The sequence below is a fragment of the Methylomicrobium lacus genome, assembly GCF_041897535.1.
Classification (GTDB): Bacteria; Pseudomonadota; Gammaproteobacteria; order Methylococcales; family Methylomonadaceae; genus Methylomicrobium; species Methylomicrobium lacus_A.
Window position 1 is genome coordinate 1771407 of sequence record NZ_CP169217.1, and the last position, 12368, is coordinate 1783774.

Sequence of the window (12368 nt, forward strand, 5' to 3'; positions counted from 1 at the left end):
TCCTATCAGGTGTAAGGCAGCATGCGAGCCGCGCTACGCACATCGGATGGATGAACCGAGGCAGGACTACGCAGTTGGCGTTTCCGCTTGGTGCTCTTCTTGGTCAGAATATGACGCTTATGCGATTGCCCGCATTTGAAACCGCCGTTGCCGGTGCGTCTCAAACGCTTGGCGGCACCCCGGTTGGTTTTAATTTTTGGCATTTGTTTGCTCCAACATTAAAAATAAAAATCCCTGAGAAAAATAACCCAGCAAGGCAAAATGCATGGCCCTGAAGAATTAGTCGCATCGTGTTGATTTTAGATGCAGGCAGTTTCGTCCTGAAACTGCGGAATAGGGTTTAGACCCGTAGGGTGCGCATTGCGCACCTTAATATAAATTTGCAGCCTAAAAGGTGCGCGATGCGCACCCTACGACTTGCGTTAAAAACGCGAATTATTTTTTCTTTTTCGGGGCCATCACCATGACCATTTGGCGGCCTTCCATCTTCGGAAACTGTTCGACGACCGCGACGTCCTCCAGATCCTTTTCGAGGCGCTTCAACTGGTCCATGCCGATTTCACGGTGCGCCAATTCGCGCCCGCGGTAGCGCACGGTGATTTTGGTCTTGTCCCCGTCGTTCAGAAACTTGAGCAGACTCTTGAGCTTGACCTGATAGTCACCCTCGTCGGTTCCCGGCCTGAATTTGATTTCCTTGACCTGAATCTGTTTTTGCTTTTTCCTCGCAATCGCCAGTTTTTTGTTTTGCTCAAACTGGTACTTGCCATAATTCATGATCTTGCAGACCGGAGGATCCGCATTCGGCGATATTTCGACCAAATCCAGATCGGCCGCATAGGCCATCTGCTTGGCTTCGTCCAGCGAAATAATGCCTAATGACTCACCATCAGCGCCCGTGACCCGCACCCGTTTGGCGGTAATCGCATCGTTCAGGCGGGTTTCATCTTTTTTAGCAGCGATCTTCAAATCCTCCAGCTACAATCATTTTCTGTCCGCAATCTCTCGATTTAGCCTTTCGCCAAATTCCTGTATCGTCAGACTGCCCAAGTTGTCACCCTTTTGCGTACGCACCGTCATCGTCCGATCTTCGAGCTCTTTATCGCCGATGATCACCAAGTAAGGCACGCGCTGCATCGAGTGCTCGCGGATTTTAAACCCGATCTTCTCATTTCTCAAGTCAATTTTGACCCGGTAACCCTGTTTTTCAAGGGTTTTCATCGTCTCGATCGCATAACCATCGTGACGATCGGCGATCGTCAGCACGACCGCCTGCACCGGCGCCAGCCAGACCGGGAAGGTGCCGGCGTATTGTTCGATCAGAATGCCGGTAAAACGCTCCAGCGAACCGAGGATAGCCCGATGCAGCATCACCGGCGTCTGCCGCGAGCTGTCTTCGGCGATATAGGTCGCGCCCAACCGCCCAGGCATCGAGAAATCGACCTGGATCGTGCCGCATTGCCAGACCCGGCCGATGCAGTCTTTCAGGGAGAATTCGATCTTTGGACCGTAGAAAGCGCCCTCACCCGGCTGCAAGTCCCATTTCAGGCCCTTGTTGTTCAAAGCCAGTTCGAGCGCGCTTTCGGCCTTGTCCCAGACCGCGTCGTCGCCGACCCGGTTCTCGGGGCGGGTCGATAGCTTGATGATCACTTCATCGAAGCCAAAGTCTTTGTATACCTCGAACAGCATGTCGATAAAAGTCGACACTTCGTCCTGAATCTGCGCCTCGGTACAGAAAATGTGCGCGTCGTCCTGCACGAAATTTCTGACCCGCATCAGGCCGTGCAGGGTGCCGGAGGGCTCGTTCCGGTGACAGGAACCGAACTCGGCGATGCGAATCGGCAGATCCCGGTAGCTTTTCAGCCCCTGGTTGTAAACCTGGATATGGCACGGGCAGTTCATCGGCTTGATCGCATAATCGCGATTTTCCGAATGGGTCGTGAACATGCCGGCGCTGAACTTGTCCCAGTGCCCTGACTTCTCCCAAAGGGATCGATCGACGATTTGCGGCGTCTTGACCTCGCCATAGCCGTTCACGCGCAACTTCTCGCGGATGTATTGCTCGATCTGCTGATAGATCGTCCAGCCTTTTTCATGCCAGAACACCATGCCGGGCGCTTCTTCCTGGGTATGGAACAAGTCCAGGGCGCGTCCGAGCTTCCGATGATCGCGCTTTTCGGCTTCTTCGAGACGCGTCAGATAGGCCTGCAAGTCCTTCTTGTCGCCCCAGGCGGTGCCGTAAATGCGTTGCAGCATTTCGTTGTCGGAATTGCCGCGCCAGTAAGCGCCGGCGATCTTCATCAGCTTGAACGCGGTCAGCTTGCCGGTGCTCGGCACATGCGGGCCGCGGCACAAATCGGTAAAATCGCCCTGATTGTATAAGGACAGCGCCTGATCGGCAGGAATCGACTCGATGATCTCGGCCTTGTAATTTTCGCCGAGCCCGCGGAAATATTGCACTGCCTCGTCGCGTGACATGAGCGAGCGGGTCACCTTATAATCGTCGGCGGCGAGCTTTTGCATCCGCGCCTCGATCGCTTCGAGATCTTCCGGCGTAAACGGACGATGATAGGCAAAGTCGTAATAGAAGCCGTTTTCGATGACAGGGCCAATCGTAACTTGCGCTTCGGGGAATAACTGCTTGACGGCCTGAGCCAACAGGTGGGCGGTGGAATGGCGAATCACATCGACGCCGTCGGCGTCCTTCGCGGTGATGATTTGCAGCGAGGCGTCCTGATCGATCAGCGCGCTCGCATCGACCAGCTTATCGTTCACCTTGCCCGCCAAAGTCGCCTTGGCCAGCCCGGAACCGATGGACTGCGCGACTTCCAGCACCGTGATCGCGCGGTCGAACTCGCGCTTGGAGCCGTCGGGAAGAGTGATTACTGGCATGTTATCTCAAAATAATTCGGGTTCCAAAAATAAAAAAAGCACTGCGAGCAGTGCTTTTTTGGGTATCTGGTAGGCGCGATTGGACTCGAACCAACGACCCCCACCATGTCAAGGTGGTGCTCTAACCAACTGAGCTACGCGCCTGAAGTATCGTTACTTCATTTGGCCATTATAGCGGCGGATTGACGGCATGTAAATCATAAATTTCAAAATAATCGAAAAATCGTATCAACAATGTCCGTCAACGCCGTATTGTTGGCAGATTAAAATTCGGGGCGGCCACATCACTCCCGCCCCCTGCAAGTCAACCTGCCGTTAATTCATTCATTCTTCGCCTTTTCGTATAGCCGCTGGCAAGCCACACAACGCTTGGCGGTCGGATAGGAAAGCAGGCGCTTAAAATAGATAGGGCTACTGCAGTCGAGACAGATGCCGTATTCGTCTTCGGCAATCCGCTTCAGCGCCGCTTCAATATCCTTGATTTCGTTCAGGTAGTGATTCAGGTCGATCGCCCTCAGCCCGGTCAGCAGATGCGCCAATGCACCGGCCGCGGCCTGATAAACCACCCCGGCGATCTTCGCACCGCCCTCCTTGTCAATATCCAGAAGCTCATTGTGCAGATCGGAGCGCACCCTGTAGAAACGGTCTTGCAGCAGATTTTTGAACTGCTCAATCTGGAACCCGGTCAATTTCTCGGACATGACCGCCTCTGCCCTTTCATCGTTTGCATGATTCCCCCATGCGATGCGCTGAATAGCCATCAACACCCCCCGCAGATTTGGCGAATACGATGAACATGAAATCGACCTGCCCCAATAAAGACAATGCCTCGCAGACTGAGCTCTCAGGAAGACAGGCGCCGCTGAATGTTCTTATAGGCAATCTTCAACTCTTCGCCAACGATCCGAGTCTTTTCAAGTAATTCGGTCGATGTCTCTTTGCTTTCATCAACGATTTCGGCAAACTTGTCTTTAAAATGCCCCCACTCCCTCTCACTCTCTTCCCATTCGTCTTTCAAATCTGCGCCAGCCAGATGGAGCTGAAGCCTGATTTCATCACGTTGCTGTTTGAGCGTTTCAGATAACTTAGCAAGCTCTTCATGCAGTTCCATACGAGTTCTCCGAAGATTCTAGGAAGGCTCAATCTAGCGGATTTTTCAGCGCATTGCCATTGGTACTATCGCCTAAGTATTCATACGAATTGCACGGTTAAGCCCTTTTCGCTTAGTGAAATTTGACCCAGAAAATCAACGTTGGCCGCTATCCGAAAGCAATGGCTGAACGGATCGTGCTATGCAATTTTTCGTGTCTTTCGTGTTTTTCGCGAACAATGCGTAACATCAGCCATTTACAACAACGCCTTGAGCCGGTATAGCACCTCCAGGGCCTGCTTCGGACTCATCTCGTCCGGATGGATATCTTCGAGCGCGCCGACCACAGGATGGCATTCCGGCGCGGAAAACAGGTCCAGTTGATTGACGCCCGATTCGGCCTGCTGCTCGATATAGGCGGTGTTTTCGAGGTGCTCCAGTTTCAGCTTGGCCCTCTCGATCACCGCGCGCGGCACGCCGGCAAGCGCTGCGACCTGCAAGCCGTAGCTCTGATTGGCAGGCCCCTCCTTCACCGCATGCAGGAACACGATCCGGTCGCCATGCTCCATCGCATCGAGATGCACGTTGCGGATCGATTTCCGCTCCTCGGCCAATGTCGTCAATTCGAAATAATGCGTCGCGAACAGCGTGAAGGCGCGGGTCACCTTCGCCAGATGATCGGCGCAGGCCCAGGCCAGCGACAGGCCGTCGAAAGTGCTGGTGCCGCGGCCGATTTCGTCCATCAGTATCAGGCTTTGCGCGGTCGCATTGTGCAGGATGTTCGCGGTCTCGGACATCTCGACCATGAACGTCGATCGCCCCGAGGCGAGGTCGTCCGAGGCACCGATCCGGGTGAAGATCTTGTCGACAGGGCCAAGTGTCGCCGACTTCGCCGGCACGAAGCAGCCGACATGCGCGATCAACACGATCAGCGCGGCCTGGCGCATGTAGGTCGATTTACCGCCCATGTTCGGTCCGGTAATCACCAACATCCGCCGCTCGCCGGTCAGGTTCAAATCGTTCGGCACGAAAGGCACATCGGAGACCGCTTCGACCACCGGATGCCGGCCGCCTTCGATCAGGATGCCGGGCTCGGCCTGCAACACCGGCCGCGAAAGATTCAGCGCTTCGGCACGCTCGGCGAAATTGGCCAGCACGTCGAGCTCGGCCAGGGCCGCCGCGCACTGCTGCAATTCGGCCAGGGAACTTGCGATCACGTCGAGCAACTCGTCATACAAGGCCTTTTCGAAAGCCAGCGATTTTTCGCGCGCGCTCAACACCTTGTCCTCGAATGCCTTCAGTTCCTCGGTGATGTAGCGCTCGGCGCCTTTCAAGGTCTGTTTGCGGGTGTAGTGCACCGGCACCTTGTCCGCGTTTGTATTCGAAATTTCGATGTAAAAACCGTGCACCCGGTTGTAGTTGACCTTCAGATTGTTGATCCCGGTCGCCTGCCGCTCGCGCTGCTCCATGTCGATCAGAAACTGGTCCGCGTTCTGGCTCAGATTGCGCAGCTCGTCGAGTTCCTCGTCATAGCCCGCCGCGATGACCCCGCCGTCGCGGATCAACATCGGCGGATTGTCGATGATCGCACGCGTCAACAATTCCAGCATCGCCGGATGCTCGCCGATACCGGCGCGCAGCTCGGTCAGATGCGGATCATCGCTCGCGGATAACTGCTCCTGAATGACCGGCAAGGCCGCCAGCGTCGAGCGCAGCACCAGCAAATCGCGGGGCCGCGCCGATTTCAAGGCGATGCGGGTGCTGATCCGCTCGATGTCGCCGACCTGGCGCAGCGCGTCCTGCAACTTGCGGTACAACTCGTCCTGCTGCAGGTTTTCGATGCAGGCGTAGCGCCGGTTCAACAGATCATGATCCCGAAGCGGCCGGTTCAGCCAGCGCCTGAGGCAGCGGCCGCCCATCGCGGTCAGGGTCTTGTCCAAGACGCCGAGCAGGGTATATTGCAGTTGCCCGGTCGGATGCGCATCGATTTCGAGATTGCGACGGCTGGAGGCGTCGAGCTGGATGCAGTCGTCGCTCGTCTCGGTGCGGATGCCCTGGATGTGCGGCAGCACGTTTTGCTGGGTGTCGCGCACATATTGCAAGAGGCCGCCGGCCGCCGCGACCGCCGCGGTCAGCTCCTCGCAGCCGAAGCCTTTCAAGTCGTGCGCCTTGAACTGCTTCAACACCAACAGGCGCGCGCTCTCGGCTTCGAAATGCCAGGGCGGACGCCGGCACAGGCCGCTGCGCTGTTTCAGATTATCCGGCAATGGCCAGCTTTCACTATACAACAGCTCGGCGGGATTCAGGCGGCCGACTTCGCTGAGCAGTTGGTCTTCGGATTCGACTTCCTGCAGCACGAAACGGCCGCTGGTCAAATCGAGGCTCGCGATGCCGTAACGCTGCTGCAACGGGCAGAGCGCGACCAGGAGATTGTCCTTGCGGTCTTCGAGCAATGCCTCGTCGGTGACCGTGCCGGGAGTAATAATCCGCGCGACCTTGCGCTCCACCGGCCCCTTCGAGGTGGCCGGATCGCCGATCTGTTCGCAAATCGCGACCGATTCGCCGATCCGTATCAAACGGGCGATATAGCCTTCCGCCGCATGATAGGGGATGCCCGCCATCGGTATCGGCTGCCCCTGCGACTGGCCGCGACTGGTCAGCGTGATGTCGAGCAGGCGGGCGGCCTTTTTCGCATCATCGTAGAACAGCTCGTAAAAATCCCCCATTCGGTAAAACAGAAGGGTATCGGGATGCTCGGACTTGATGCGCAGATACTGCTGCATCATCGGAGTGGGCGGCGGTGTGGCTGGCTGGCTCATGTTCATCGGCGTATTTTAGCCGATGTGGTCACGATCCGTAACCTTGACGCGCGGGTTGCCGCTAATTAATCACTGCTGTTACGCATGATTAATATCCACGAAAAACACGAAAGGCACGAAAAAATAGAAGGGGAAATTTGTTACAAAGGCGATACCCTACGGCACAATGCCGTTAAGTTAAGAAGGAAGCTCCCTCTCCTGCTGGAGAGGGTTGGGGTGAGGATGACAAAAATATGGAAAGTATGCATTCCCACGCAGAGCGCTCGTCGTTATACATATCCTCCGTCATTCTGGCATGGATTGCCGGAATCCAGGCCGCATGGACGTTTTAGGGTTACCCTCCCTGGCCCTGGATACCCGCTCCCGGCGGGTATGACGGCACTTGTGTATAACGACGAGCGCAGAGCGTGGGAACGGTGAAGACGAGTTCAGAAAGTTAATTTTGACCAAATCCTTAGCGCTATCCGAAAGCAACAGCTGAACAGGTTACTCCATGAAATTTTTCGTGCCTTTCGTGTTTTTCGTGGACAACGCATAATAAAGACACAGTGGCGCTACGCGCTTTCCATGCGCCAGGACAAGGGATAGACACCTTGCTGCACGTATTGGAAAAAAGTCGAATAAGGCCAGTCTGCAACGCCTTTGACCAGACCCTGATTGACCGGATTGTAATGCAGAAAATTCATATGCAGCGCAAAGTCCCGATCGCCGCGCAAGGGATAGCCGAAGAAACGTTTGCGATCAAGGTCGTCCTCATCATCGCTCAGCAGATCATCGTAGCCGCCGGCCAATTTGACGAATTCCGCCTTGATCTGCCGCCAAAGCGTCGCGAGATCGTCGCCCTGATCCGGCAGCGTCAGAATGCCTTGGATATATTTGGGCAATATCACCAGCGCATCGAGATTGAACGGATGCTTCTGCTTGATCTTGACCAATTCGAGGCATAACGCCCGAATCGGGTGCATCGTCTCGCCCGCGATCGATTCCGGCAACGCCAGCGTGAAAAAGTAAGTGTCGCCGCTGACACGGTAAGGATTTAATTCGTTCATGTTCGGTTCGCCTTGCAAAGGTTAAACGGCAATGGCACTGTTTTAATTCCGGAGAAAAGCACTGAACGCCGGCGCTTTTTGACCCAAAACAATGCCTCCGAATTCTTCCAGCAATAACCGGGCCACATTACCAAGCACCAATAAAACCGGGCCATATTGAGACAAACCCTGACCTGATGATAATGCCACTGTGTGATTTGACACAGTCGCCCAACAGCGAACAGGGCAAATGCCTTAATCCAGAGAAAAGCTTTTCGAGCCGATCGGGGCCGGCCTGTCGGCGTATATGGCGCCGGCGCCGATCCAAAAAAACTCCAGTATGGGAACGAGAAAAAACCTTCGAACCATGGGGACGGGTTGAAAAAACCGCTCAGAACAGACTTTTTCGCCGGGCGGGGCATGCTGCCCCGCCCTCGGGATCTCCTCAAGTTTTAAGTCATCGGCAAACCCAAAACGAAGGAGTCGGGATTGCTAATCTCGTCCCTCATGAAGACTTCTTGTTACTTCCCTAACATAACGGATACCTCGGCATCGCAATTGGATTTAGAACCTGCAAGCAAGCCTTGAGTTTTGACATTAAAGTTTGCACTTCCTGTTATTTTAACGTCCTTGAAACCCGCATCATTTAAAAGCTTTGTCGCTTCAACCTTAGTCTTTCCAACAATGTTAGGAACCAAGCATAGCTCCTGAATGTTGACTTTTCCATTCACATCCAAGTGGATAGGAAGCGCCAGGTTGGCTTTTACACACACCAGATCTTTCGGCAAAGGCAGAAGGCTCCTGAGCAGCGCTTCTACTGGCCCTACCACGCCTTGCAGGGGCAAATCATTGAGCGCCAAATTAACACTTAAGTCGACGGCGTTCTTGTCTATACCCAGCGCGACAATAGCCGGATTTAAATCCTCTATACTGCAAATATATGTGCCTGTTTTCGGTTTGAGCAAATTAACCGACACGACTGTGCAAACCGCCAGTGGGTTAAGACTAATCGTCAACCGGGCCCCCAGTGTCAGCGGAAGCAGCGTGTCGGTTACAATATCACCAGCAGTAATAGCGGCTGTCACAAGGCCTTCACACGCATTTTTTCCTGTCGGTGGCGGCGGTGTTACCGGAGGCGGTGTCACCGGAGGCGGTGGTGTCACCGGAGGGGGCGTTACTGGCGGAGGTGTCACCGGGGGCAGCACCGGAGGCGGTGTCACTGGCGGTATCACTGGAGGCGGAGAGGGCGGCAACGGAGGCGTAGGCGTCCCCGCCAGCAGCACCACACCGGAATTCACCGTATCGCCGCTGGCGATGTAGGAGGTCAGCGCCACGGCCTGGGTTTCGCCTTTCGGATCTGTCCAGCTAACGTTGACACCGACTTGTTTGCAATCGACCGAATTAGGGCAGCTTGTAATCGACCAGGTGCGGGCAAAACTACTGTTATCACCGGCGTAAGACGCGGGGCTATCGTTACCCGAAGCCATGCCGGTGTAAGTATCTTTATTGGCGAAGCTGCGCAGTTCTTCGATTTTATCTTGCGCCAGATTCAAGGCGCGGGTTTTCATGCGGCTATCGCCGCTGTTGATCAGGGTAATACCCTGCAATCTGGCCAGCCCCAACATCACCACCGCTACGACAAGCGCGGCGACCAAGGCTTCCAACAGGGAAAAGCCGCGCTGCAAGACATAGAACACTTTCTTCATGACCGTTTCTCTCTAAAAGTCTTTCCAGGTCCCCGGCAAGCGGGAAGCATTAATCGGGCGCGAATTGATGGTCTGCATGCCCACGCCGTCGCCGACGCCATGAATCTCAAGGTTGGCATTCATTTTTTTGACGCCTCCGTTAACTCCAAGCGAACCATATACGGTCACATTGCCCCAGCCGTTCATGGGGTCCGTGACGCAACCATCAACCTCCAGAAAGAACAAAATTCCGTAAATCGTTGTATTGCCGTTCGGTTTGGGGCAGCCATGCTCGAACACAATCATCACGGGGTCGGCCGCCGAGCCGTAAGTGCCGCCGGCCCAATTGCCGGTGCTGCTCACCCAGTAAAGCCCGGGGTCGGTGCTCAGCGTCGCGGAAGCCGCCGCCTTGAATTGCGCCTGACTGACCTGGAAGTAATAATCCCAGAGAGAATTGTGCGGATAGGCCGTGTTGTTTTGCAGTAAGCCATTATGCAGATCGAGGTGGGAGCGCCCCGTTCCGGCAGACGTAGGATCGCAACCGCCCCCGGGACCGCAATAATTCAGGCAGAAGTTTCCGCCGACATTTTCAGGTTTCGATGTCATGATGGAACGTTCCAGCTCGTTATCGACTTTTCCGTTACCATTGGCATCCGTCCATTCGCCGCTATCCACGACGCCATTACCGTTCGCGTCGACCCACTCGTTGGCATCCTTGCTGCCGTCGCCGTCCAGGTCATGCCAATTGGGATAGATATCCGGCGTGCCTGTCGTTGAAGTCATGCAGCCATCCATGACCAAGGGAGGGGGAAGTTTGCCTTCCTTGGTCAGCAGGCTGCCGGGTTTGATATAGGTGTCGGTGGCGCCGGAAATAGAGGCATCGGAAGCGCCCGTAGCGGTTGATCTGACATGGATAAATTCGGAATCGGCGCCGGGCCTGGAGTAGACCAACGCACTGACGTTGTAGGCTTCGCCCGTGCTGGTGCCCGTCACCTGCGGCAATGTCGGGCATCCGGTTGCAGGACAAGCCAATGTGTTGGCGCCGCTCGGCCAAGGCACATTATGTTTGCCCGCCCAAGCCGTCCCATATTCCAGCCCAGCTTCGGCCGCCTCCAGCGCCTCGCGGGCGCGCAGATCGTTGCCGGTAATTTTTTGCTCCATCAGCCCTGTGCGCGCCGTGGTCAGCGCGATAATGCCCATGACCATCGCCAACACCAGCACCACAATCAAAGTGGCGGCGCCTTTCTGGGACGGTTTGAACTTGCAGCTTGAAATTTTCATCGACTCAATACAGCAGAGGGGGGTTAAGGAATGGCGTCCAGAAATTTGTCGTTTCGAATCCGGACTTGTTCGGTAATGGTTTGCTTGACGGTATTGTCGTCGCGCAATTGACCATCCAGCTTAATCGTGACATAGCGCACATACAGGCAGGCGGGATCTGGGCTACCATCTCGCGTACAGGTGTTGCAGGCTTCGCCGGCATCGCAGGTGAAATTATGATTATCATCCCCAGTCAAAATGCCATCGTGATCACTGGGCTCGTCTATTCCGTCATGATCATCGTCGGTCATGCTGGTGACATTGAGGGCTTTTGCGGTCAGCGTGAAGGTCACCCCGGTGATTTCCACCTCCGGTTCGGTAACCGACTCCCATTCGCCATCGGCGCAGTCATCGTTGCTGTCGCCGCTGTTGCGGATTTCCAGTTCGCCCGTATTGCCGTTCAGACGAAAACCCAGCCTTTCATTGGCGTCGACGGCGGGCGGCGCTTCGTCCAGGACACCGTCGTTATTGGGGTCCTCATCGCGATTATAGGCATAGACGATGCAACTGCCCGTGTTATAAATCGCCACATCGGTAGTGGCGCCGGATGTGGCGCCGTCAAAAAAAGGATTGTTTTGCAGCAAGGCAAAATTCGTTGCAGGATCTGCCGTCACGAAACCGGCGCGGCGAATATCGCGCTCCATCATATCCATCATCGCCCGCATATCCTGATTTAAACGGGCGAGTTTAATGTTTTCGGCTTGTCCCCGGACCGAGGCGATGTAGATGCTGATGCCGCCGGCGACAACGATGAGCCCGACCAACATGCCGATCAGCAACTCGATCAGGGTGATGCCGGCTTGCCGCTTTCGAATCATGAACATGGATGACCTACCAGCATGCTGCCGCAAATCTTCGTTCTGCCCAGCTTGCTGACGCTGATCTGGGCCGTATTGAGAGTCGATGTCAGTGTGACTTCGCCGTCATTGGCGTTTTTGACCCGTGCAGGACTAAAGGTGGTATAGGCGACACTGCCGTCAGCGCCATCACTGAAAGTCGCCGACGACAGGATAATCGACGGAAAACCGTTGCCATTGACGGTTTTTAGCACGGTACCGTCTCCCAGCGTGATGGTGTAAGCCCAGGCACTGCCCGTCGTAAACGTCACGCGTACCGGCTTGTTACGTGCGATCGCTTCACTCCGCGCCCAGCGCAAATCCGCCAGTACCGCTTCCGTGGCGCCCATGATGCGTTGTTTGTCTATCGAGGCTTTAAAGGACGGGGCAGCTAATGCGGCCAAAATCGCAATAATCGCGATGACGACCAGCGCTTCAATGAACGTAAAACCGGACTGTTTCCGAGGGGTGCTTGTTGAGGTTTGCCGTAATGTCGGGCAGGGAGAAGTAAACGGCCGCATTTCCATGTTAAATCCTTGTTAGATTCCAAGCCGGCATCGACAATAATGCGCGGCCCAATTTACGATTCATGCCGCCCTGTCAAATCGTGACTCGAACACAAGCGAATCACACTGAGGCGCATGAATTTCTTTTTCTTCCGCAGAAATTGAATGCAGACCTGATACCGTGGAAACATGGAC

At 55.2% G+C, this 12368-nt stretch carries 11 protein-coding genes and 1 tRNA gene; all 12 read right to left on the reverse strand.

Features of this window, described 5'->3' with window-relative positions; genetic code table 11:
- Positions 1-5 precede the first annotated feature (5 nt).
- Positions 6-203, reverse strand: coding sequence for a 50S ribosomal protein L35 (rpmI, locus tag ACEPPP_RS07790; protein ID WP_024299686.1), 198 nt, complete (start codon positions 201-203; stop codon positions 6-8).
- A gap of 232 nt (positions 204-435) precedes the next feature.
- Positions 436-966 (reverse strand): translation initiation factor IF-3, encoded by a 531-nt coding sequence (gene infC / locus ACEPPP_RS07795; protein WP_374090475.1) that lies wholly within the window; start codon positions 964-966, stop codon positions 436-438.
- A 15-nt stretch (positions 967-981) separates the two neighbouring features.
- Complete coding sequence (gene thrS, locus ACEPPP_RS07800; RefSeq protein ID WP_374090477.1) at positions 982-2889, reverse strand: threonine--tRNA ligase; 1908 nt, start codon at positions 2887-2889, stop codon at positions 982-984.
- 67 nt (positions 2890-2956) lie between these two features.
- Positions 2957-3033 (reverse strand) — tRNA-Val (locus tag ACEPPP_RS07805).
- Between the two features lie 176 nt (positions 3034-3209).
- Positions 3210-3590, reverse strand: a complete 381-nt coding sequence (locus ACEPPP_RS07810) for a TraR/DksA family transcriptional regulator (protein WP_374090478.1) — start codon at positions 3588-3590, stop codon at positions 3210-3212.
- Between the two features lie 143 nt (positions 3591-3733).
- Complete coding sequence (locus tag ACEPPP_RS07815; protein ID WP_374090479.1) at positions 3734-4000, reverse strand: hypothetical protein; 267 nt, start codon at positions 3998-4000, stop codon at positions 3734-3736.
- A gap of 236 nt (positions 4001-4236) precedes the next feature.
- The gene (mutS, locus tag ACEPPP_RS07820) at positions 4237-6798 is read right to left on the reverse strand and encodes a DNA mismatch repair protein MutS (RefSeq protein WP_374090480.1); all 2562 of its coding nucleotides are present in this window, start codon (positions 6796-6798) and stop codon (positions 4237-4239) included.
- Positions 6799-7352: 554 nt separating this feature from the next.
- Positions 7353-7847, reverse strand: a complete 495-nt coding sequence (locus ACEPPP_RS07825; protein ID WP_374090481.1) for a transposase — start codon at positions 7845-7847, stop codon at positions 7353-7355.
- A 500-nt stretch (positions 7848-8347) separates the two neighbouring features.
- Positions 8348-9532: a hypothetical protein gene (locus ACEPPP_RS07830; protein ID WP_374090483.1), complete on the reverse strand. Its 1185-nt coding sequence runs from the start codon at positions 9530-9532 to the stop codon at positions 8348-8350.
- A 12-nt stretch (positions 9533-9544) separates the two neighbouring features.
- Positions 9545-10792 carry a PilX N-terminal domain-containing pilus assembly protein gene (locus ACEPPP_RS07835; protein WP_374090485.1) on the reverse strand — a complete coding sequence of 416 codons (1248 nt, stop codon included), beginning with the start codon at positions 10790-10792 and terminating at the stop codon, positions 9545-9547.
- Between the two features lie 23 nt (positions 10793-10815).
- Positions 10816-11655 (reverse strand): PilW family protein, encoded by an 840-nt coding sequence (locus ACEPPP_RS07840; RefSeq protein ID WP_374090486.1) that lies wholly within the window; start codon positions 11653-11655, stop codon positions 10816-10818.
- Entirely contained in the window at positions 11646-12194 is a 549-nt protein-coding gene (locus ACEPPP_RS07845) for a GspH/FimT family pseudopilin (RefSeq protein WP_374090488.1), read from the reverse strand. The genes ACEPPP_RS07840 and ACEPPP_RS07845 overlap by 10 nt, the downstream gene beginning before the upstream one ends.
- Positions 12195-12368: the final 174 nt, after the last annotated feature.

What these genes read in the sequence shown, in the direction of transcription:
- mutS (WP_374090480.1), bottom strand. Translation starts at nt 6,798, where the DNA reads ATGAGCCAGCCAGCCACACCGCCGCCCACTCCGATGATGCAGCAGTAT.
- ACEPPP_RS07830 (WP_374090483.1), bottom strand. Translation starts at nt 9,532, where the DNA reads ATGAAGAAAGTGTTCTATGTCTTGCAGCGCGGCTTTTCCCTGTTGGAA.
- ACEPPP_RS07815 (WP_374090479.1), bottom strand. Translation starts at nt 4,000, where the DNA reads ATGGAACTGCATGAAGAGCTTGCTAAGTTATCTGAAACGCTCAAACAG.
- ACEPPP_RS07810 (WP_374090478.1), bottom strand. Translation starts at nt 3,590, where the DNA reads ATGTCCGAGAAATTGACCGGGTTCCAGATTGAGCAGTTCAAAAATCTG.
- ACEPPP_RS07835 (WP_374090485.1), bottom strand. Translation starts at nt 10,792, where the DNA reads ATGAAAATTTCAAGCTGCAAGTTCAAACCGTCCCAGAAAGGCGCCGCC.
- thrS (WP_374090477.1), bottom strand. Translation starts at nt 2,889, where the DNA reads ATGCCAGTAATCACTCTTCCCGACGGCTCCAAGCGCGAGTTCGACCGC.
- ACEPPP_RS07840 (WP_374090486.1), bottom strand. Translation starts at nt 11,655, where the DNA reads ATGTTCATGATTCGAAAGCGGCAAGCCGGCATCACCCTGATCGAGTTG.
- ACEPPP_RS07825 (WP_374090481.1), bottom strand. Translation starts at nt 7,847, where the DNA reads ATGAACGAATTAAATCCTTACCGTGTCAGCGGCGACACTTACTTTTTC.
- ACEPPP_RS07845 (WP_374090488.1), bottom strand. Translation starts at nt 12,194, where the DNA reads ATGGAAATGCGGCCGTTTACTTCTCCCTGCCCGACATTACGGCAAACC.
- rpmI (WP_024299686.1), bottom strand. Translation starts at nt 203, where the DNA reads ATGCCAAAAATTAAAACCAACCGGGGTGCCGCCAAGCGTTTGAGACGC.